22 protein-coding genes and 2 tRNA genes are annotated in these 20,755 nt (G+C 70.6%); 6 read left to right on the top strand and 18 right to left on the bottom strand.

Translation table 11 applies throughout. From position 1 onward, the window contains the following. The coding region (locus ACWCO3_RS13110; protein ID WP_450010037.1) for a nitrilase-related carbon-nitrogen hydrolase at positions 1-132 on the bottom strand (132 nt) is incomplete at its 3' end. Positions 133-171: 39 nt separating this feature from the next. Beyond that, the gene (locus ACWCO3_RS13105) at positions 172-1,005 is read right to left on the bottom strand and encodes a DMT family transporter (protein ID WP_145779359.1); all 834 of its coding nucleotides are present in this window, start codon (positions 1,003-1,005) and stop codon (positions 172-174) included. A 41-nt stretch (positions 1,006-1,046) separates the two neighbouring features. Between ACWCO3_RS13105 and ACWCO3_RS13100 the strand changes: the two genes are divergently transcribed. Further along, positions 1,047-1,673, top strand: a complete 627-nt coding sequence (locus ACWCO3_RS13100) for a helix-turn-helix domain-containing protein (protein WP_145779358.1) — start codon at positions 1,047-1,049, stop codon at positions 1,671-1,673. Positions 1,674-1,697: 24 nt separating this feature from the next. Here the strand turns inward: ACWCO3_RS13100 and clpX are convergent, their stop codons facing one another. The 5 genes from clpX to ACWCO3_RS13075 form a co-directional block, all read right to left on the bottom strand. After that, positions 1,698-2,993 (bottom strand): ATP-dependent Clp protease ATP-binding subunit ClpX, encoded by a 1,296-nt coding sequence (gene clpX / locus ACWCO3_RS13095; protein WP_145779357.1) that lies wholly within the window; start codon positions 2,991-2,993, stop codon positions 1,698-1,700. Positions 2,994-3,204: 211 nt separating this feature from the next. Next, positions 3,205-3,867 (bottom strand): ATP-dependent Clp protease proteolytic subunit, encoded by a 663-nt coding sequence (locus tag ACWCO3_RS13090; protein ID WP_007464109.1) that lies wholly within the window; start codon positions 3,865-3,867, stop codon positions 3,205-3,207. 10 nt (positions 3,868-3,877) lie between these two features. Beyond that, complete coding sequence (locus ACWCO3_RS13085) at positions 3,878-4,519, bottom strand: ATP-dependent Clp protease proteolytic subunit (protein WP_088988027.1); 642 nt, start codon at positions 4,517-4,519, stop codon at positions 3,878-3,880. Between the two features lie 193 nt (positions 4,520-4,712). Next, positions 4,713-6,059: a trigger factor gene (gene tig / locus ACWCO3_RS13080; protein ID WP_145779356.1), complete on the bottom strand. Its 1,347-nt coding sequence runs from the start codon at positions 6,057-6,059 to the stop codon at positions 4,713-4,715. A gap of 138 nt (positions 6,060-6,197) precedes the next feature. Further along, positions 6,198-6,271, bottom strand: a tRNA-Pro gene (locus ACWCO3_RS13075). Between the two features lie 340 nt (positions 6,272-6,611). Here ACWCO3_RS13075 and ACWCO3_RS13070 point away from each other — a divergent pair. Continuing rightward, a tRNA-Gly gene (locus tag ACWCO3_RS13070) sits at positions 6,612-6,685 on the top strand. 59 nt (positions 6,686-6,744) lie between these two features. Here the strand turns inward: ACWCO3_RS13070 and ACWCO3_RS13065 are convergent. The 3 genes from ACWCO3_RS13065 to ACWCO3_RS13055 form a co-directional block, all read right to left on the bottom strand. Further along, positions 6,745-7,515: a hypothetical protein gene (locus tag ACWCO3_RS13065; protein WP_450010034.1), complete on the bottom strand. Its 771-nt coding sequence runs from the start codon at positions 7,513-7,515 to the stop codon at positions 6,745-6,747. A gap of 139 nt (positions 7,516-7,654) precedes the next feature. After that, positions 7,655-8,494: a hypothetical protein gene (locus ACWCO3_RS13060; protein WP_450010032.1), complete on the bottom strand. Its 840-nt coding sequence runs from the start codon at positions 8,492-8,494 to the stop codon at positions 7,655-7,657. Beyond that, the gene (locus tag ACWCO3_RS13055) at positions 8,491-9,000 is read right to left on the bottom strand and encodes a SigE family RNA polymerase sigma factor (RefSeq protein ID WP_357842215.1); all 510 of its coding nucleotides are present in this window, start codon (positions 8,998-9,000) and stop codon (positions 8,491-8,493) included. The genes ACWCO3_RS13060 and ACWCO3_RS13055 overlap by 4 nt, the downstream gene beginning before the upstream one ends. Positions 9,001-9,217: 217 nt before the next feature. Here ACWCO3_RS13055 and ACWCO3_RS13050 point away from each other — a divergent pair, with 217 nt between their 5' ends. Further along, positions 9,218-11,353 carry a M14 family zinc carboxypeptidase gene (locus ACWCO3_RS13050; RefSeq protein ID WP_450010030.1) on the top strand — a complete coding sequence of 712 codons (2,136 nt, stop codon included), beginning with the start codon at positions 9,218-9,220 and terminating at the stop codon, positions 11,351-11,353. Positions 11,354-11,537: 184 nt separating this feature from the next. Here the strand turns inward: ACWCO3_RS13050 and ACWCO3_RS13045 are convergent, their stop codons facing one another. Continuing rightward, a complete protein-coding gene (locus ACWCO3_RS13045; protein WP_145779352.1) occupies positions 11,538-12,083 on the bottom strand; it encodes a hypothetical protein in 546 nt (181 codons plus the stop codon). 140 nt (positions 12,084-12,223) lie between these two features. Here ACWCO3_RS13045 and ACWCO3_RS13040 point away from each other — a divergent pair, with 140 nt between their 5' ends. After that, on the top strand, positions 12,224-12,565 hold the full coding sequence (locus ACWCO3_RS13040) for a hypothetical protein (RefSeq protein ID WP_145779351.1): 342 nt from the start codon (positions 12,224-12,226) through the stop codon (positions 12,563-12,565). A 10-nt stretch (positions 12,566-12,575) separates the two neighbouring features. On the opposite strand, the gene ACWCO3_RS13035 is transcribed toward ACWCO3_RS13040, so the two are convergent. The 4 genes from ACWCO3_RS13035 to ACWCO3_RS13020 all read right to left on the bottom strand — a co-directional run bounded on the left by ACWCO3_RS13035 (position 12,576) and on the right by ACWCO3_RS13020 (position 15,746). After that, entirely contained in the window at positions 12,576-13,043 is a 468-nt protein-coding gene (locus tag ACWCO3_RS13035) for a ribose-5-phosphate isomerase (protein WP_145779350.1), read from the bottom strand. Positions 13,044-13,131: 88 nt separating this feature from the next. After that, positions 13,132-14,331: a DUF1015 family protein gene (locus tag ACWCO3_RS13030; protein ID WP_450010027.1), complete on the bottom strand. Its 1,200-nt coding sequence runs from the start codon at positions 14,329-14,331 to the stop codon at positions 13,132-13,134. Between the two features lie 87 nt (positions 14,332-14,418). After that, entirely contained in the window at positions 14,419-14,937 is a 519-nt protein-coding gene (locus tag ACWCO3_RS13025) for a hypothetical protein (RefSeq protein WP_450010026.1), read from the bottom strand. Positions 14,938-15,119: 182 nt separating this feature from the next. Continuing rightward, positions 15,120-15,746, bottom strand: a complete 627-nt coding sequence (locus ACWCO3_RS13020; protein ID WP_088988020.1) for a mycothiol-dependent nitroreductase Rv2466c family protein — start codon at positions 15,744-15,746, stop codon at positions 15,120-15,122. A gap of 219 nt (positions 15,747-15,965) precedes the next feature. Between ACWCO3_RS13020 and pepN the strand changes: the two genes are divergently transcribed. Together pepN and ACWCO3_RS13010 are read left to right on the top strand one after the other, a co-directional pair. Next, entirely contained in the window at positions 15,966-18,515 is a 2,550-nt protein-coding gene (gene pepN / locus ACWCO3_RS13015; RefSeq protein ID WP_450010023.1) for an aminopeptidase N, read from the top strand. An 84-nt stretch (positions 18,516-18,599) separates the two neighbouring features. Beyond that, the gene (locus tag ACWCO3_RS13010) at positions 18,600-19,163 is read left to right on the top strand and encodes a Uma2 family endonuclease (protein WP_450010021.1); all 564 of its coding nucleotides are present in this window, start codon (positions 18,600-18,602) and stop codon (positions 19,161-19,163) included. Positions 19,164-19,220: 57 nt separating this feature from the next. Here the strand turns inward: ACWCO3_RS13010 and ACWCO3_RS13005 are convergent, their stop codons facing one another. The 3 genes from ACWCO3_RS13005 to ACWCO3_RS12995 form a co-directional block, all read right to left on the bottom strand. After that, positions 19,221-19,628: a DUF5130 family protein gene (locus tag ACWCO3_RS13005; RefSeq protein WP_088988018.1), complete on the bottom strand. Its 408-nt coding sequence runs from the start codon at positions 19,626-19,628 to the stop codon at positions 19,221-19,223. Then, on the bottom strand, positions 19,615-19,935 hold the full coding sequence (gene ctaJ / locus ACWCO3_RS13000) for an aa3-type cytochrome oxidase subunit CtaJ (protein WP_450010019.1): 321 nt from the start codon (positions 19,933-19,935) through the stop codon (positions 19,615-19,617). The genes ACWCO3_RS13005 and ctaJ overlap by 14 nt, the downstream gene beginning before the upstream one ends. Positions 19,936-19,986: 51 nt before the next feature. Continuing rightward, on the bottom strand, positions 19,987-20,755 hold a 769-nt coding region (locus ACWCO3_RS12995; protein ID WP_450010018.1), incomplete at its 5' end, for an amidase family protein.

Below are 20,755 nucleotides of genomic sequence, written 5' to 3'. Positions count from 1 at the left end.
GTAGTCGACGTACTCAGGTAGGACGGCCAGGTCCGCGCCACCCGCCGCCGCACGTTCCAGCAGGACCTCCGCGGCGGCCAGGTTGGCCTTGCGGTCGTCCCGGGCGTTCAGCTGGCAGACGGCGACACGCATGAGCACAGGGTACGACCGGAGGAGCCGGCGTGGACAGCGTCAGAGGCTGGCCAACACCAAAGCCCCGGCGGCGAACCCGAGCCCGGCGACCTGGACCGGGCGCAGCCGCTCCCGGTCGACGGCCAACGCCAGCAGGACGGTGCTGGCCGGGTAAAGCGCGGCGATGGCCGCGATGATGCTCAGGTGGCCACGGGCAGCGGCGGCCAGGAAGAGCCCGTTGGCGGCACTGTCCAGCAGACCGGCGACCGCTGCCCAGCCCAGCACCCGTCGTTCCAGTCGCAGGCGCACGCCGGTGCCGGCGGCCAGCGCGAGGCCGACAGCGATCGAGCTGGCCCGTACCGCCGCCACCGGCCACATCCCGGCGCTCTCGTCGGCCTGGCCGAGGAGGGTGAAGAAGACACCGAAGAGCGCTCCGGCGGCGAGGGCGAGCCCGACGAGCCGTGCCGGGACACCCTTCCGTCCGCCACTCTCCCCCAGGCTGACCAGGGCGATCGCCAGCACCGCGAGACCCGCGCCGGTGAGCGCCAGTGCACCGGGGAAGGACGCGGTGAACAGGCCAGCGATGATCGGCACCACTGCGGCGGTGATGGCGGTGACCGGCGCCACGACGGCCATCATCCCGCCGGCGAGGGCCCGGTAGAGCAGCATGACCCCGCCGGCGCCAGCCACCCCGGCGAGCAGGCCCCAGGCGATGTCACCGACGGTCGGGGTGCCGGGCACCGCCAACACGAGTACGACCAGCAGTGGAACGCTCAGGAGTTGGGAGACGACGGTCACGGCGATCGGGTTGGCGCGACGGGACGCCTTGCCGCCGGAGAAGTCGGCGATGCCGAACGCGACGGCGGCCACCGTTGCCAGGACAATGGGGAGCATGCCACTGTCGTACCATAATAGTGACCGTGAAGGATAGTTTAATGACCGAGGCGGGAGCGGATCGGGTGGGTGCGGTGACCGCCGCGGTGGCCCGACAGGTACGCGACCTACGGGCCGCCCGAGGCTGGTCCTTCGAGGAGTTGGCCGGTCGGTCCGGGGTGAGCAAGGGGATGCTCGTGCAGATCGAGGGCGCGCGCACCAACCCGAGCGTCGGCACGCTGTGCCGGGTCGCGGACGCCTTCGGCGTCAACATCGCCCAACTCCTGGAGCCGGCCGAGGAACAGGCCGTGAAGATCACCTCAGCGGCCCAGGCGCCGGTGCTCTGGCAGGGTGAGCACGGCGGCACGGCCCGTCTGCTGAGCGGCCTTGGCGAGCCCGACCTCGTCGAACTGTGGGACTGGCAGCTCGTGCCGGGCGAGGATCACCGGTCCGCCGACCACCCGCGCGGCACGCGGGAGGTGCTGCACGTCCTCACCGGCTCTGTGGTCGTCCGCGTCGACGGGCAGGACCACGGGGTACGGGCCGGGGAGACCATCGAATTCCACGCCGACCGGGAACACGGCTATCGCAACGACACCACCGAACCGGCTCGGCTGATGATGGTGACCGTCACCCCGTCGGGCGAGTGGGACCGCCGAACGCGATCACGCCGGCCGCGTCAGGAGTGAGCGGCCGGCGTGGCGTGGGGAGGATCAGGCCGACTTCTCCTCGCGGTCCCGCCGGGCCCGACGCCCGGTGAACTCGCGCGGAACGATCGTCGGGTTGACGTTCTCCAGGACCACCTCGCGGGTGATCAGCACCCGGGCGGCGTCGGGGTTGCTCGGCACCTCGTACATCGCGGAGAGCAGGACTTCCTCGATGATGGCGCGCAGGCCACGGGCACCGGTGCCTCGCAGCATCGCCTGGTCGGCGATCGCCTCCAGCGCCGGCTCGTCGAACTCCAGCTCGACGCCGTCCAGCTCGAACAGGCGCTGGTACTGCCGGACGAGCGCGTTGCGCGGCTCGGTGAGGATGCGCACCAAAGCGCTGCGGTCCAGACTGCGCACGTTGGTGATCACCGGCAGCCGGCCCACGAACTCCGGGATGAGCCCGAACTTGAGCATGTCTTCCGGCATGACCTGGCTGAAGATGTCGTCGGTCGACCGCTCGGACACCGACCGCAGCCGGGCACCGAAGCCGGTGCCGCCCTGCCCGGTACGGGACTCGATGATCTGGTCGAGACCCGCGAACGCACCGCCGCAGATGAACAGCACGTTCGTGGTGTCGATCTGGATGAACTCCTGGTGGGGGTGCTTGCGACCGCCCTGCGGCGGCACGTTGGCCACCGTGCCTTCCAGCATCTTGAGCAGGGCCTGCTGCACGCCCTCGCCGGAGACGTCGCGCGTGATCGACGGGTTTTCCGACTTACGGGCGATCTTGTCGACCTCGTCGATGTAGATGATGCCGGTCTCGGCGCGCTTGATGTCGTAGTCCGCGGCCTGGATCAGCTTGAGGAGGATGTTCTCGACGTCCTCACCCACGTAGCCCGCCTCGGTCAGCGCTGTGGCGTCGGCGATGGCGAACGGGACGTTCAACATCCGGGCGAGGGTCTGCGCCAGGTGGGTCTTGCCGCACCCGGTCGGGCCGAGCAGCAGGATGTTGGACTTGGCCAGCTCGACGGCATCACTGCCGGAGCCGGGAGCATTCGCCGCCTCGGCCTGGATTCGCTTGTAGTGGTTGTAGACCGCGACGGCGAGGGCCTTCTTGGCCTGGTCCTGCCCCACGACGTAGTTGTCGAGGAACTGGCAGATCTCCATCGGCTTGGGAAGCTCTTCCCACTTCACCTCGCCGGACTCGGCCAGCTCCTCTTCGATGATCTCGTTGCAGAGATCGATGCACTCGTCGCAGATGTAGACCCCTGGGCCCGCGATGAGCTTCTTGACCTGCTTCTGCGACTTGCCGCAGAAGGAGCATTTCAGTAGGTCGCCGCCGTCACCGATCCGTGCCACCTACGTTCTCCCTGCACTCATCGGCCGGAACCCCGGCCCTGACCTGCTGACGCTGCGCGCCGCCCGGTGTGGTTCGCTTCGTCGACCCGACCGGCGAAGCGGTACGGACCCGACGTTACCCGCTGCCGGGGCAATCTCCGACCCCCAAAACGGGTGTGTCAGAGGTCGGCCGGGAACTTCACGCCCCGGCCAACCTCTGACCCGGTACAGCTCAGCTGGCGGAGTGGGTCGCCAGCAGACCCTTCTTGCGGCTGGTCAGGATCGTGTCGACCAGCCCGTACTCCTTGGATTCCTCGGCCGTCATGATCTTGTCACGGTCGATGTCCTTGCGAACCTGCTCGATCGGCCGGTTGCAGTGGCGGGACAGCATGTCCTCCAACTGCGTCCGCATCCGCAGGATCTCCCGAGCCTGGATCTCGATGTCCGAGCCCTGCCCGTAGCCGCCCTCGGTGGCCGGCTGGTGGATGATGATCCGCGAGTTCGGAAGCGCCATCCGCTTACCCGCGGTGCCCGCCGAGAGCAGCACCGCCGCCGCGCTGGCGGCCTGCCCGAGGCAGACCGTCTGGATGTCCGGACGGACGTACTGCATGGTGTCGTAGATCGCCGTCATCGCGGTGAACGAGCCACCCGGCGAGTTGATGTACATGATGATGTCGCGGTCCGGGTCGGTGCCCTCGAGCGTCAGCAGCTGGGCCATCACGTCATTGGCCGACGCGTCGTCCACCTGCACGCCGAGGAAGATGATCCGGTCCTCGAAGAGCTTGTTGTACGGGTTGGACTCCTTGACCCCGTACGACGTGCGCTCCACGAACGACGGCAACACGTAACGGTTGTGCACGGCCGCGAACTGGGGCGGCAGGCTCAGATCAGTCATCGTCAGCTCCTCAGCTCAGGGTCCCGGCGCCATCCGGAACCTGAGCGGCCCCGATGATCACCTTGTCGATGAAGCCGTAGTCCATGGCCTCCTGGGCGGTGAACCAACGGTCCCGGTCCGAGTCCGCCTCGATCTGCGACTGGTCTTGGCCGGTGTGGTGCGCGACCCGCTCCTGGAACATCCGCTTCGTGTAGAGCATCTGCTCCGCCTGGATGGCGATGTCGGACGCCGTGCCGCCCAGGCCGCCGGACGGCTGGTGCATCATGATCCGGGCGTGCGGCAGGGCGTAACGCTTGCCCTTGGTGCCCGCGCAGAGCAGCAGCTGGCCCATCGAGGCCGCCATGCCCATCGCCACGGTCGACACGTCGTTGTCGATGAACTGCATGGTGTCGTAGATCGCCATGCCGGAGTAGACCGAGCCACCCGGCGAGTTGATCCACAGGTTGATGTCGCGGTCCGGGTCCTCCGCGGCGAGCAGCAGCAGCTGCGCGCAGATGCGGTTGGCGACCTGGTCGGTCACCTCACTGCCCAGGAAGATGATGCGTTCCTTGAGCAACCGGTTGTAGACCGAGTCGTCGAGGTTGCCAATGGAGTCGCCACCGCGCGCGTCAATCGCCCGGAGCGACTTCTTGGGGATGTGCATGTCGGTCATGGCAGCCCTTCGCTCTCCGTACCGTCTTTCCCGACACTAACCGGTGTGCGGGGCGGCAGAGTCCCGGTCGGGGCACTGTTCGCTCTCAGCGCAGCTGTGTCGGGCACACCCGCGGCGCGGGCTCCCGGCGTACCCGGGGAAAGGATTCGGCCGCCGTCCACCGCACAGCGGCGGACGGCGCCGCACCCGACGATCAGTGCTGGTGGTTGTGCTCGGCCTCGTTGGCGGCGCGCAGCGCGTCAAGGGTGATGCCGTTGCCGGCCGCGTCCTTGATCGTGATCCGCTCCATGACGGCCGCGAGCGCCTTGCCCCGCCGCACGTCGCCGAAGACGGCGGCGGCCGCGCCGGAGCGCACCAGCTGGTCGTAGTACTGCTGCGGGGCCATACCGGCGCGCTGCGCCCGGTGCACGATCTCGTGACCGAACTCGTCGTCGGAGACCTGCACGTCCTCGGCGTCGGCCAGCGTGTCCAGCAGGAGCTGGACCTTGACGCCCTCGGTCGCCGCCTCGGTCAGCTCGGCGTCGATCTGCTCCTCGGTCTTGTCCTCGGCCGCGAGGTACTCCTCCATGGAGGCGCCGATCCGCTCCAGCTGGTCGACCATCGCCTGCTTGCGGCTCTCGACCTCCTCGCGGACGACACCCTCCGGGGCCGGGATCTCGGCGGCCTCGACCAGCTGCGCCAGGGCCTTGTCCCGAGCGGCGTAGATCTGCTCGACCTGCTTGCCCTGGGTGACCCGCGAACGCAGGTCGCCGCGCAGCTCCTCGATCGTGTCGAACTCGCTCGCCATCTGGGCAAACTCGTCGTTCAGCTCGGGCAGCTCCTTCTCCTTGACCGTGCGCACGGTCACCGCCACCTCGGCGTCGCGACCGGCGAAGTCGCCGCCGACCAGCTGGGTGGTGAAGGTGGTGTCGTCGCCGGCGGCGAGGCCGACCACGGCCTCGTCGAGGCCCGGGAGGAGCTGCTTGCTGCCCACCTCGTGGGAGATGTTGCTGGCCTGGCCGCCCGGCACGTCCTCGCCGTCGACGGTGGCGTTGAGGTCGATCTGGACGTAGTCACCCTCGGCGGCGGCCCGCTCGACCGTCTTGAGGGTCGCGAAACGCTCCCGCAGGTTCTTCACCTGCTCGTCGATCTCGCTCTCGTCGATCTGCAGCTCGTCGACGACCACCTCGATGGTCGACGCGTCCGGGATGGTGATCTCCGGGCGGACGTCGACCTCGGCGGTGAAGTTCAGCGAGTCACCGTCGTTGAACTCGGTGATCTCGACCTCGGGGCGCCCCAGCGTCTTGAGGTCGTGCTCACGCACCGCGGCGAGGATGTTCTCCGGGATGGCCTCCTGGACCGCCTCGTTGAGGACGGTGCCCCGGCCGACCCGCTGGTCGATCACGGCGGTCGGCACCTTGCCCCGGCGGAAGCCCGGAACCTGGACCTGCGAACCGATCTCCCGGTACGCCTTCTTGAGGCTCGGCTCGAGCTCGACGAACGGCACCTCGATGGCGAGCCGCACGCGCGTCGGGCTCAGAGTCTCGACGGTGCTCTTCACAGGCGTACTCCTTGACGGATCTCAGTTGAGTCTGGGCGTGATTCAGCCCATCGAGTGTAGGCGAGCCGGCCTGACGCTCCGGCATCGCCCGGGGACCGCACTGGGCGGCACCCGGGTCGGCCCGGCCGCGGACGACAGTCGGGGTGGCGGGATTTGAACCCACGGCCCCTCGCTCCCAAAGCGAGTGCGCTACCAAGCTGCGCCACACCCCGTGGCGACGAGCAGTCTATGCCGTCGTCGCGTCCCAGGCGGTGCCGGGGCATCCCCCACCCGGACACATCTCCCGAAAGCGCTCACATCGCCACCTCTGGGCGTCGCGCGGGGCCGCACGGACCGCAAGATCCGCACAACTTCCTGGATATAGGGGCCTCACGACGCGCGGATACCACTACATCCCTGATGTTGTGCGGATCTTGGGGAGGCACGACGCGGTCTTGGGGAGGGGCGACGCGGCGTCGGGACGACGCGGGTACCGCGGGGCGGTGGCGCGGTTACGCGTCGGGCGTCGACATTGGGTACGCTGTCGGTGCACCTCGTTCCGACGGGGCGCACGCGGGCGTAGCTCAATGGTAGAGCTTCAGTCTTCCAAACTGACTACGCGAGTTCGATTCTCGTCGCCCGCTCCAACGGCCACCGGCCCAGGTCAGAGGCTCCATCGCTCGATCCGGGCCGGTCGGTCACTCCCCTAGTCAGCGGTGCTGGCAACTGTCGGCTCGGCGGCGTCCGTCCGGTTACGTCTCCGCAGATAAATGATCAACACGGCCAGCACAGTCGCGAGCGACAGCGGCCACAGCAGCGGCGCGAGTGACCGCCAGAGGGGCCAGACCGGGTTGGCGAGCCCGTGCGAGGCGACGCCCCGCCAGGTGAGCAGAGTGCCGGGCAGCAGGGCGACGGTCAGCAGCGTGCGAGCCACCCGGGGTACGGGCGGCCGTCGCCGCGCCACCCACCAGAACAGCGCCGCGCCGGCGGCTCCGCCGAGCAGGGCGCCGACGAGGGTGGTGGCGAGGAAACCGTCCGGCGCGGCCGGGGCGATGGTCAGCGTCGAGACGGTGTCGCGGTGGTTGAGCGTGACGTCCAGTCCGTCCGCCTCGGTGCGCCAGCCGTCGCACGGGCCGCCCGAGACCCGGTGCAGAATCGGCCACCCCTTCGACGCGGCGTTGCTGCGCAGCTGATCGGAGAGCGCGCAGTCGGCGCGGGGGATGCCGTACTGGAATGTCGCGCGGGACGAACCGAAGTCGTCCGAAGCGAGGAAAGTGCCGTACCCGAAGCCGCGTTCGAACCCCATACCGGCCGACTCGGCCTGCGGGAGAAGCTCCGCCGCGATACCCGTCGCACGTTCGAAGCTGAGCGGCACTGTGCCACGGCCGCCGTACCAGGAGCAGAGAGCGAGACCCGGCGTGCCGAACAGCACCGCGCCGAGCAGCACCATCGCGACGCCCCGCAGTCGATGTCGCACTGGCCCCCCTTCGGCTCGGTGCGGCTGAGGGTAGTCCCCGTGGTCCACGAACGGGTGCCCGTCAACGGGGACGAAGAAGGCCCAGGTGGACCGCATGGTCGCGGCACCTGGGCCCACCCGGGGCGCCCGGGTCACCATGTCACTTCAGGTGGAACCGCTCGTCGATCGCGAGGGCCGCCAGTTGCGGCACGGAGAACGGCAGCTTCGTCAGCTCCGGCCGAAGCTCGTCGAGCTTCTTGCCCTGCGCCACGTAGACCACCACGCCATCCGGGTGGCGGTACGCCGACCACTGGTCCAGCCGGTCGTCCCTGCCGGGTCGAACCACCACGCCGACCTGCGCCGTTCCCACGGTCTCGACCTGACATTCGCCCTCCATGCCCCAGAACGTCTGGGCCAGGGCACACGGTTCGGTGGGCAGTTCGTGGGTGCCCGCCTCGTGCACCTCGACGATGACGCGCCCGGTGCCCTCGCCCTGCGCCACGGCCACGGAGGTTGAGTAACTCCACCTGTCGACCCCGTCCACTGTGGCCTCGAACTGCGCCTGGTGGGTCCGTAGGGTCAGTTGGCCGTCCGGCGGGTTCGGCGGGTCGTCGGGGGTGCTGTAGCCGGTGGGCACGATCGCGACGACATCTCGGAGCAGTTTGGCCCCTTCGTCGTACTTGGTGCCGGCCCGCGCCGTCCGGTCCTCCTGCGGTCGACCGTCGGGGCCGGTCGGCCACGGCTTCGCGGTGTCGCCCGACGCATCCGGCGCGACCGGCGGACCCCCAGGTTGGTAGACACGGCCGTCCGGAGTGGCGACGGCCGCGAAGCCCGTGACCGCCAATACGACAGCCGCGGTCCCGACCGACGCCCACACCGCACGGTGGCGGAGGTTCGCCCGCCGGGCCACGCCGAGCGTGGCCGCCGTACTCAATGGTGGTGGCGGGGTGAGGCTCGCCATCTCTCCGCGCAATCCCGCACGCAACTCGTCTTCGTTCATCGCTCCCCCATACCGATCTCGCTGTAGGTGGGTGCCAGGAGGCCACGCAACGTGTCGAGCCCGCGTGCCGCCTGGCTCTTCACCGTCCCTGGAGAACACTCCAGCAGCGCCGCGACGTCCTCGACGGACAGGTCCTCCCAGTAGCGGAGAACCAGCACGGCGCGTTGGCGCGGTGCCACGCACGCCAGCGCCTGGAGCAGCAGCAGCCGGCTCTCCGGCGAGTCCGGCGGGGCCACCTGCTCGGCGTCCTCGCCTCCCACCCGTTCGCGCCGCCACCAGCCACGCCGTCGCTCGTCGAGGAATGTGCGGATCAGGATCTGGCGTACGTAGCTGTCGAGCACCTCGTGCCGGGAGATCCGATTCCAGACCCGGTAGAGCTTGACGAACGCGGTCTGGACCAGGTCCTCGGCACGGTGCCAGTCGCCGCACAGCAGGTACGCGGTGCCGCGCATGGCACCGGACCGAGCCGCGAAGTACTCGGCGAACGCCGTGTCGCGATCGCTCATTCAGGCCTCCGATCCCCGTTTCGAGGTAGTCACGCGGGGTCGGGCGCAGAGGGTTGCTCCTGAACTCGCACTCGTTTCACGGCAGTCAACGACCAACTGGCGCGTTCAGCAGCTCGGGGCGGGGTCAAGGGTGGCGGTCGGCCCGCACAACCTTGACAGGTGTCGATCTATGGACTGGTGTAAGGACCAGTGACATCGACATCCGTCAGGAGGGCACATGATCGTCCGACGACGGTGGACAGCTGCCGCCAGCACAGTAATCCTGTTCAGCGCAGTGCTGTCCCACCCCGCACCGGGAACCGCGGCGCCAGCCGACCCCGCCCCACCGATCACAGTGAGCGCCACCGAAACCGCAGTGGTCCGGGTGCAGCTACGCGATCAGGCGCAGCTCGACCGGCTGGTCGCCACCGGCGCGGACCTGGCCAACCGGCCCCGCACGCGGGACGGACGGATCCTCGCCGACCTCGTGCTGAGCGGCACACAACTCGCCGACCTGACCGCGCAGGGCGCCACGGCGATACAGATCGTGCAGCGTGCCGGGGACGGCAGCCGAAACTACGCCGAGAGCGTCCGCGCGGCGCAGGCCCGCACCGCCACCGGACTACGCGCTCCGGCCGGCCAGCGCACCGCCACCAACACTGACACCCTCCACGTCCAGCAGGCGTACTGGTGGACCACGACCGGCCAGACGTTCCTCCAGGCGCAGGTGGCCACCACCGCCACCGACGACCCGGACGTGGAGATCACCGTCAACTGGCGGACGGCGGACGGGGCGACCGGCTCGTTCCCGCTCTACCGCTTCGAGGACTCCGGCGAGTACCAGTACCACTACGCGCTCCCCCAGCCGGTGCCCGGTCGACCAGTCCAGCTGACGGCCACCTCCAGCCTCGGCGGGGTCAGTCGGGCGATCACGCCGACGCTCTGGCCCAACGCCACCCCGCCGCCGGTGCCTGTCGGCTACCAGAAGGACTTCATCGACGCGTACCTGACGCCGGTGGACATCCAGTCACGGATCAAGCGGCTGGCCCGCCAGTACCGGGACCTGGTCGACGTGATCGACCTGCCGAACAAGACCCAGGGGTACCGACGTACCGCCGCCGCGTACCTCGGTGACCCGGCGGTCGCCGCCGTGGTCGTGGACTCGGTGCGCTTCGGCGACCAGGGTATGAACGGTGTGCAGGTGCGCACCGTCGACCCGGGTCGTCCGAACCGGCCGCTGACCGTCGGCTACCGCGACCGCGTCCTGACCGTGTCGCTGGCCACCGACACCGGGGGCAAGACGGTGAGCACCACCGACGAGGTCGCCGCGGCGATCAACGCGCGCCAACCGGACCGGTTCCGGGCCACTGTCGAGGACGGCTCGACCGGGCTGCCGATGCCCGTCGCCGGTCCGGTCCGACTCGACGACGGTCTGCAGGGCACCGAGGTGCCGGCCCGGCCGTGGACGGTGCAGGCGCTGCGCCTCGGCGTCCACCGGGACGGCTCCCGGGTGGGTGTGCTCGCGTACTCCCAGGAGCATGCCCGGGAGTGGGCCACTCCGCTTGTGACGTTGGAGTTCGCCGAGCGGATGCTGGCCAACGCGCGGACCGACCCGGCCACCCGTGAGCTGCTGGAGCAGGTCGACATCTTCGTCATCCCGACGGTCAACCCCGACGGCGCGAACTACTCGTTCAACGACTTCAACTTCCAGCGCAAGAACCTGGTCAACCACTGCACCGGGCCGGCCCTCGACCCGAAGAACCGCACCTCGTGGGGCGTCGACATCAACCGCAACTACACAGTCGGTTCGTACTTCGACGGCTACGTCGGCGCCAGCGCCAACTGCCTTTCCGGCAACTACGCGGGCACGGCCGAGCTGTCCGAGGCGGAGAGCCGCAACGTGATCGCGCTCGCGCAGGACCACCCGAACATCAAGTTCGCGATGAACGTGCACTCCTACGGCGGGTACTTCATGTGGCCGCCGGGGGCGTACCGGGCCGACGGCAGGGTCACCCTGCCCCGGCCGTCGATCGACGAGTCGACGCTGTTCCTCGACAGCGCCCGGCGGATCGTCGGTGCCATCGCGCAGGAGCGTGGCACCGTCACCTGGCCGTCGCAGACCGGGCCGGTGGCCGACGTGCTCTACTCCGCCGCCGGCAACTCGGCCGACCAGCTCTACTACGAGCTGGGCATCTTCGCCTGGGACTTCGAGGTCGGCAACGACCGGTGGAACCCGGCCACCGGCCAGTGGGAGGGAGTCGGCTTCCAGCCGCCGTTCGACGAGGCGCACGGCGAGTCGCAGGAGTACGCGGGCGGGCTGGTCGAGCTGGTGCGGGTGGCCCGCGACTACGCCGTCGCCCAACCCGCCGGCTGATCCCTCAGCGGCGCCAGGCCGCCACGAACGGAGTACCAGACGCACCGGCCGGCCACGGATGAACCGTGGCCGGCCGGGTAAGCAGCGACAGTGCCTGGTGGGGAGACGACCGGTGTCGCGGCGTGCCGCGACCGGGCGTACGGGCGGGTCGGCTCCGAGTCGACCCGCCCGTACGCGCTCCGGATCAGTTCGAGGAGATCCAGTTCCAGGCGGAGACGACCCACGCGGTCTGCTGGAGCCAGGCCACACCGAGGCCGGCGAGGAACACCGCCGTCGCCAGGTGCGCGCCTCGGGCGCTGCGCCGGACCCGACCCATCTGCCGTTCCAGCACCACCCGGCCGACCAGCCGGGACAGGGAGAACAGGCCGACCGCCACCAACAGGCTGAGCACCAGCACCAGCACCGGGCCGCTGAGGTCACCCTGACCGGAGAGCGCCCAGATCCCCCAGCAGACGAACGCGAAGAGCCCGGCCGCCGCACTCCACTCACCGCCGCGACGCAGCTGCGCCATCCGTGAGCTCAGCGACTGGCGAGGAACCGGCCCACCGGGCCAGCCGGTGCCGGTCGGCTCCTGCTCGACCACCGGGAACGGCTCGGTCCGCGGGGTGCGCGGCTGACCGACCGGCGCCACGCCCCGGCGGAACCCGTCCCGCTGCGGCGGCACCCCGACGCCGGCCTGCGGCGGCACCTCCACGGTCCGCTCGGCCCACGGCTGCGTCTGGTCTGCCATCTTGTCCTCCCCCTGACCGACGGCATCACCACCGCCTGATTCCGAGGGTAGCCACCCGGCAAATCGGTCGCCGACCCCGCCCGAGACACAGGACGACCCGACGGTGCCCGATCCCACAGCGGGCAGGGTACGGTCGGCTGATGGGTGACCCGGACCGACGGCGGCGACGGCTACGCCACCACCCCGACTCCGACACGGCCGGACGTGGCGCCGACACCCCGACGGCCAGCACCGCCGGGGTACACGACGGGGACGACCCGCCGCCGCGCCGCAGGGGCCCGGGCGGCGACGACCGCGACGGCGAGCGAGGGCTACGCGGGCTGGTCGGTTCGGGCTCGTCCCAGGTGGGGCTGAGCGCCGCCCTGCGAGCCCGGGACGCGGCCCGACCGACCGAGGACGACCTGGCCGAGGCGGAGGCCCGGGTGGTGGTCGTCCGACGTAACTGGGTACCCCGCGAGGAGCTGCCCCGCTCGCCGCGCTGACCGCCCCGGCTCAGGGCAGGTCGGGCAGCTGTCGGGTCTGCTCGTACTCGGCCACCTGGGCGATCCGACGGGCGTGCCGCTCGTTGCCGGAGAACGGCGTGTTCAGGAACGCCTCGACGATGCCGGTGGCCTCGTCCAGCGTGTGCTGCCGGGCGCCGACCGCTACCACGTTGGCGTCGTTGTGCTGGCGGGCCAGCTGAGCGGTCTCCACGCTCCAGGCCAGCGCGGCCCGGACCCCGGCGACCTTGTTCGCGGCGATCTGCTCACCGTTGCCGGACCCGCCGATGACCACGCCGAGGCCCGTCTCGTCGGCCACCACCTGGGTGCCCGTGTGCAGGCAGAACGTCGGGTAGTCGTCGTCCGGGTCGTAGGCGTGCGGGCCGACGTCGATCACCTCGTACCCCTGCTTGGCCAGGTGATTGGCGAGGTGCACCTTCAACTCGAAACCGGCGTGATCGGATCCCAGGTAGACGCGCATACCGGGCAGTCTGTCAGGCCGCGCTCTCCGACGTCGCAGCGGCGGCGTCGGAGAGCCGGGTTCGTCACACGGTCGTGCGGTGGGCCACTCAGCGCGGCAGCTCGGCGACGACCAGACCGCCGCGCGCCTTCGGGGTGAACCAGGTGCTCTTGCGGGGCATCTTCTCCCGGGCCAGGTTCACCGCGACGAAGTCCGCCACGGTCACCGGCGCGATCAGGATGGCCAGCGCGGCCCGGGCGGCGTCGACCTCACCGGTGAGCCAGCTCGCCGGGTAGTCACCGCCGACGTAGGTGATCCGCTTGTCGCCCGGGTCCAGACCGAGCGCGTCGCGCAGCAGCAACCGCTCGACCAGGGCGTGGTCCAGGTTCTCCAGACGGGCGGAGGCCGTGGCCGGCAGGCGCACCGCGTACCCCTGGCCGTCGAGGCGGAGGTGCACGGTGCCGCCGTCCGTCGGGACCTCGACCGGGCCGTCGATCGGCTCGACAGCGGCGCCCGCGGCCCGCAGCCGGTCGAGCAGCTCGGCCGGCGTCGTGGTCAGCTCGCTGACCAGCCGGTTGTAGGGCTGGATGGCCACCGACGCGGGGGTGGTGACCACGGCCAGGAAGCGGGTCAGCCCGCCGGTCTGGGCGGCCAGGCTGCGATGGTTGCCGTCGGCCACGACCAGCTCTCCGCCACCGGCGAGGTCGGTCAGCGCGGTCTGCTCGGGGCCGGGGCCGAGCAACCAGATGGCGTGCGTGCGGCCGGCCTGGTCGGTGTCCGTCGCGGCGGGCGCGCCGGCCGTCTCGGTCGCCGTCGCGAGCGCGGCGTGCAGCTCGTCGCCACGCCCGGTCTGCAGCAGGAGTACGGGTGAGAGCAGGTGACCCAGCGCCTCGGCCAGTGCCACCCGCTCGCGCACCTTGGCGATGAACACGTCCTCGTTGCGGATGACCAGGCCCGGCTCGTCGGCCCGGGTGGAGATCTGGTCGGTGTCCACCATCGCGAACAGCCCGTACGCGGGCTCCTCTCCGGCTGCGGTGATCCGGTAGAGCACCACCACCTGCTCGGCGGGGGTGTAGCTGCCGTCCGCCTTGGCCTCGGCGAGGCGGGAGACCGCGTCCGGCAGCGCGTCGAGGAACGACCTGCCCAGGCTCTGCGGAGCGCGGTGCGGCATCTCGATGCCGAGGGCACTGTGCGGGTTCGACTCGATGATCGCGGTGATCTCCGCGTCGTCGGCGAACTCGTCGTAGTTCTGCGCGCCGGTGCCACCAGTGGTGACCCACGCCCGGGTGATCGGATGCACGACCGTCATACCCGTGACGCTACCGGCGACGATGTCGCCGCCGACGGGGACCCGCAGGGCGTCCACCAGATGAAAGCAGCAGGCCCGGCGCGGCGGTCAGCCGGCGCGGTCGGACACGCCCCGACGGTGTCGACCCGCGCTCACCGGCCCGTTGTTGCCCCGTCGAACGGTTCCGACGGGTCCGCTGTTCACGCTGCGGCGAGGCGAGGCGGGCGGCCCCGGCACGGGACGGTCCGGGGGTGGTGACGGGACGGGCCGCGGGTTCAGCGGCGGCGTCGGCACCGGGCGCGGCGCGGCCGGCGCCGGGGGTGGGGGCGCGGGTTCCGCCGGCGCCGCCAGTGCCGGCAGGGCCGGCAGATCCAGCAGATCCGGCACCGAGTCGGCGGCTGCCGGCAGCGGGTCGGCCGGGGCGGGCGGTGTGAGGCGGGAGGTCACCGGCACCCGGGCCACGCCCACCACGATGGGCGGTGCGAGGAGATCGACCAGGTGGGCGGGCAGGTCCGGACGGACCGCCGGCCAGCGGGAGTCGTCGACCGACCAGTAGGCCGGTCCGGAATTGTCGATCACCCCCGGGCGGGTCAACTGATCGTCACCGGACGCACGGTGCTTGGCCATCGGGATTGCCTCCACGGACTGCGGCTTGCGACCCTGCGGGTCGCTGCGGCGGACATGCAGGCCAACGAGCGCAGCGGTCTCCCGGTGACGGGACGGGCGAGGCGGCGACCCGACACGCCCGGGAGCGTACGGGAAAGGGCCCCGGTCAGCGCCGAGCGCCGACCGGGGCCCTTCCGCATCGCTCAGTCGAAGATCGGGCCCTGCTCGCGGGTGCGCTTCAGCTCGTAGAAGCCGGGCGTGCCGGCGACCAGCAGGACGCCGTCCCAGAGCCGACCGGCGGCCTCCCCCTTCGGCGCCGGGGTGATCACCGGACCGAAGAACGCGACAGGGCTGCCGTCCGGGCCGGGCGCGTGCACGACTGGCGTGCCGACGTCCTGGCCGACCGGGCGCATTCCCGCCTCGTGGCTGGCCCGCAACGCCTCGTCGAAGTCGGTGCTGTCGGCGGCGTCGGCCAGGGCCGGGTCCAGGCCGGCGTCGGTCAGCGCGGCGACGTACAACTCACGCTGCCGCTCCTCCTTGCCGAGGTGGATCCGGGTGCCGAGCGCGGTGTAGAGCGGGCGCAGGACGTCGTTGCCGTACCGCTGCTCGGCGGCGATGCAGACCCGGACCGGGCCCCAGGCGGTGCGAAGGAAGGACTTGTACTCCTCGGGCAGCTCGTCCCGGCCGTCGTTGAGCACAGCGAGGCTCATCACGTGGAAACGGATGTCCACGTCCCGGACCTGCTCGACCTCGAGCAGCCAGCGGGACGTGATCCACGCCCACGGGCAGGCCGGGTCGAACCACATGTCTGCGGTGACGCGATCGGTCACGGTGAGGTCCCTTCTCAACAGGGGCGCCGGCGCTCCGGCGTCTCACCGGAATCTTCACCCCACGGCACGTCGAGCGGCACCCGAATGAGAGCGTGACCTCGGCCACCGCGGGCTGCCCGTACGTGGAAGACTCGAATCGGGCCAGCTGTCACGAGTGGCTGGGAGACGGACGCCGCCGGGCGTCGGCGTGAAGTGGGATGGAGACGAACAGTGCCGGGAGTGCGCAACCTGACGCAGGTGGAGGCGACCGAGCGGGCCCGCCTGCTCAACGTGACGGGGTACGACATCAGGCTGGACCTGTCGAGCGCCGTGCTGGCGGCGGACGGCCGTACGTTCCGGTCCGTCACCGAGGTTCGCTTCCGCTGTTCAGAACCAGGTGCGAGCACGTTCATCGAGTTGGCCGCCGACTCGGTGCGGTCCGCGACGCTGAACGGCACCCCGGTCGACCTCTCCGAGTGGTCGGCCGAGAAGGGCCTGGTGCTGTCCGGATTGGACAGCGACAACACGTTGGTGGTCGACGCAGACTTCGCCTACTCCAACAGCGGTCAGGGGCTGCACCGCACTGTCGACCCGGTGGACGGCGAGACGTACCTCTACAGCCAGTTCGAGACCGCCGACGCGCAGCGGGTGTTCGCCTGCTTCGACCAGCCTGACCTGAAGAGCGTCTACACCTGGCATGCCACGGTGCCGGCGCACTGGCGGGCGGTGTCCAACATGCCGGTGCAGCGGGAGGAGCCGGCGGGTGAGGCGCTCAAGACGCTCCACTTCGCCGAGTCGCCGCGGATGAGCACCTACATCACGGCGATGTGCGCCGGGCCGTACCACGAGGTGCGGGACAGCCACGACGGCATCGACCTGGGCGTGTTCTGCCGCGCGTCGATGGCGCGTTACCTCGACTCCGACGACCTGTTCCTGGTCACCAAGCAGGGCTTCGACTTCTTCCACGAGAAGTTCGGTGTGCGCTACCCGCTGCCGAAGTACGACCAGCTCTGGGTGCCCGACTTCAACGCCGGCGCGATGGAGAACTTCGGCTGCGTCACCCACGCCGAGTCGCACTACCTGTTCCGCTCGCAGGTCACCGACTTCGAGTACGAGCAGCGGGCCAACACGATCCTGCACGAGCTGGCCCACATGTGGTTCGGTGACCTGGTCACCATGCGCTGGTGGAACGACCTGTGGCTCAACGAGTCGTTCGCCGAGTGGGCCAGCCACTGGTGCAACACCAACGCCACCCGGTTCACCGAGGCGTGGACGACGTTCCTGTCCATTCGGAAGAACTGGGGCTACCGGCAGGACCAGCTCTCCTCCACGCACCCGGTCTACACCGAGATGCCGGACATGGAGGCCGTCGAGGTCAACTTCGACGGCATCACCTACGCCAAGGGCGCGAGCGTGCTCAAGCAGCTTGTCGCGTACGTGGGTGAGGAGCCGTTCGTCGCCGGGTTGCGGGCCTACTTCGGCAAGCACGCCTGGGGCAACGCCACCTTCGACGACCTGCTCACCGAGTTGGAGGCGGCCTCCGGCCGGGAGCTGCGCAAGTTCGCGGCGCAGTGGCTGGAGACCGCGCAGGTCAACACGTTGCGCCCCGAGGTGACCATCGGCGCGGACGGCACATACGAGCAGGTGGCGGTCCTGCAGGAGGCGCCGACCGCGTACCCGACGCTGCGGACGCACCGGATCGGCGTGGGTCTCTACGACCTGACCGACGGGCGGCTGGTCCGCCGTGAGCGGTACGAGGTGGACGTGACCGGCGAGCGGACCGACCTCGCCGAGCTGCGCGGTGTGCGCGCCGCCGACGTGCTGCTGCTCAACGACGACGACCTGAGCTACACCAAGCTGCGCCTCGACGAGCGTTCGATGGCGACAGTGGTGCAGCACATCGGTGGCTTCGAGTCGTCGCTGGCCCGGGCGCTGTGCTGGACCGCCGCGTGGGACATGACCCGCGACGCGGAGCTGTCCGCCCGCGACTACGTGGCGCTGACGCTGAGCGGGCTGCCCGCCGAGACCGACATCAACCTGGTCACCGCCACCCTGCGGCAGGCGACCACCACGCTCACCGTGTACGCCGACCCGGCCTGGGCGCCGACCGGCTGGGCCGACCTGGCCCGGACCGCCCGGGACGCGCTCGCCAACGCCGAGCCGGGCAGCGGTTTCCAGATCGCCTGGGCTCGCGCGTTCACCTCGGCGGCGCGCTCGGAGGAGGATCTGGCCACGTTGCGGGGTTGGCTGGACGGCACCGGAATCCCGGCCGGGCTGACCGTGGACACCGAGTTGCGGTGGTCGGTCCTCGCCGCCCTGGTGGCGAACGGCGCGGCGGGTGCCGCCGAGATCGAGGCGGAGCTGGCCGGCGACCGCACCGCCAGCGGTGAGCGGGAGGCCGCGTACGCCCAGGCTCTGGTGCCGACGGCGGAGAACAAGGCCGCCCTGTGGGCGCTGCTGACCGGCCCCGACGCGTTGCCGAACTGGCGGCACCGGGCGCTGTTGCAGGGCTTCGCGCACCCGACGCAGGTGGAGCTGATCGCCCCGTACCGGGAGCGGTACTTCGCGACCGTCGCACAGGTGTGGGCCACTCGGGACAGCGAGCCGGCGCAGGAGTTCGCGCAGTTGGCGTACCCGACCTACCTGGTGGAGGACGACACTGTGGCGGCCACCGACGCGTGGCTGGCCGGCGACGGGCACCCCGGCCCGCTGCGCCGGTTGGTCGCCGAGGGTCGCGATGGTGTGGTGCGGGCGTTGAAGGCCCGCGCGAAGGACGCCCAGCAGAGCTGACCAGCGAGTACACGGCCCGGGCCGGTGTGGGCTGAGAGCTCACGCCGGCCCGGGCCGTTATGGTTGCGGAAGGAGGTGGACGCGATGGCACAGCCGACCTACCAATGGCAACCCCCGGAGCGGGGCTGGCGCGAGCAGGACCTGTCCGACCTGCCTGAGGACGGTAACCGCTACGAGATCATCGACGGCAGCCTGCACGTGACACCACCAGCCGGTCCAGAGCACCATGAGCTGGCCGACGAGATCCGGATGGCGATCCGTCAGGCGGCTCCGGCTGGTTGGCGCGTGATCCGAGAGATCGGGGTGCAGGTCCCCGGCGGGAATCTCATCCCCGATCTGACCGTGTTGCGACCAAGCGCAGCGCGCGGGCGGATGTGGGCAGAACCGTCGAACATCGAGCTCGTCCTGGAAGTCGAGTCCACCGGGAGCCGTCGCCACGACCGCTTCACCAAACCTGCTCTCTACGCCGAGGCAGGCATTTCGCACTACTGGCGAGTGGAGCGGGGCGACTTCGGTCCGGTGATTTACCGCTACCGGCTCGGCAAGGGCGACCATTACGAGTTGCTGGGCACCGTCGGGCCGGACGACGCGGTGACCGTGGATGAGCCGTGGACGATGAGGTTGGAGCCGAGCGCCTGGCCCCGCTGAACGCGAGAAGCCCGGCCCGCTTTCCAGTGGGCCGGGCTTCGTCGTAGGAGGAGGGGCTCAGCCCTTGCCGGCGTGGCTGGCGAGCTGGTCGAGGCCGTTGATGATGCCGCCGGCCAGGTCGCCGCCGCTGAACGCGCCGGCCATGGAGAGCGCAGCGAGCTTCGCGTACGTGTCCGGGATGCGCTTGCGGGCGTACCGCCCGGTGATGATCTCCAGCTGACGCTGGTTGGGCGACACCGCGATCAGCACCGACTTGTCGGGGTCGGCGAGCTGGCGGTGCAGCCGCTGGGCGTGCTCCCGGACGGGCTCGTCGAGACCACCGACGAAGACCGAGAAGACCAGGCCGGTGCCCTGGTCGGCGAGGCGCAACGCCTCGTCGATGCGCAGCAACTGGCGGGTCGAGAAGGGCCCGTCCAGCACCTCGGGCGGATTCTCCGACCCGGTCTGCTTCTCACCAACGGTCACTTGCGCCTCCGGTTCCACCGGCCGGCGCCTCGACGCTGGCCTGCTCAAGCTTGCGGCTGGTCAGCGCGGGCGCCTGCGCCCCCGCCGTCAGCGCGGTGCCGGCCGAGTCGGCCAGCTGCTCCGGGCGGCCCAGGAACCAGACCGGAGTGAAGTCGAAGGGCCGGCCCGGGCGGTAGCGCTTGGTGCCACCCCCGCCGGTGGTGGCACCACCACGGCTGCCGGCGTAGGTGAGACCAGTGATGACCAGCACCGCGGCCAGCGGGATGCCGACGAAGACCAGCAACGTCTCGGTAACAGACAATCCCAACGCCCCCAGGCGGAAGAAGGACGACCTCGAACAGCCGGGTCGAATGGACGATCATGATGCCGGCCACCCGACGCCGTCACCATTCACGTTAGCGGAGTCGGCGGCCCGCCAGATTGCGGGGTGCCGATCCCATCCGTCACTTGAGTTCTCCAGTTGCGCAGCGGTCGCGATCAGCCGCGCGTCGTCACCGTACCGGCCCGTGAGCAGCACCCCGACGGGCAGTCCATCGGTCGTGCTGCCCACCGGCAGGGAGACGGAGGGATCGCCGGTGACGTTGAAGACGGCGCAGTAGGGCGAGAAGCGGCGTTGCCTGTCGAAGTCGGCCGCCGGGTCACCATCGGCGGTGAACCAGCCCACAGGCGCCTGAGGGGCGGCCAGGGTGGGACAGAGCAGCAGATCGACCCCGGCCGTGCGGCGGGCGCCGAGGCGGACCTGCGCCTGCAACTCCCCCAGGGTGGCGGCGAGCGTGCCGGCGCTGATCTCGGCACCCCGGGCGCGCATCAGCCGCGTCAACGGCAGCAGCTCCGCCTCCCGTTGCGGCGGCACCGGGGAGAGCGCCAACACGTACCAGAGGATCTCGAAAAGCGGCCACACCGCCGGCGTGAGCGGCGGCGGGACCTCGACCACCTCGTGCCCGGCCGCGGCGAGCAGCGCGGCGGCGGAGTCCACGGCGGCCACGCAGTCGGGGTGCACCGGCTCGTCGGCGAGCATCGGCGTGGTGAACCGGCCGATCCGCAGCGGGCCGGGCTCGGCCCGGCGCGCCACACCCAGATAGCCCTCCGGTGGCGCGGGCGGCGACAGGTAGGGCTCGCCGGGCACC

It is taken from the genome of Micromonospora sp. NPDC002411 (assembly GCF_053592955.1).
The sequence above is the reverse complement of the archived record's forward strand: the minus strand, read 5'-3'. Positions and strand labels throughout refer to the sequence as shown.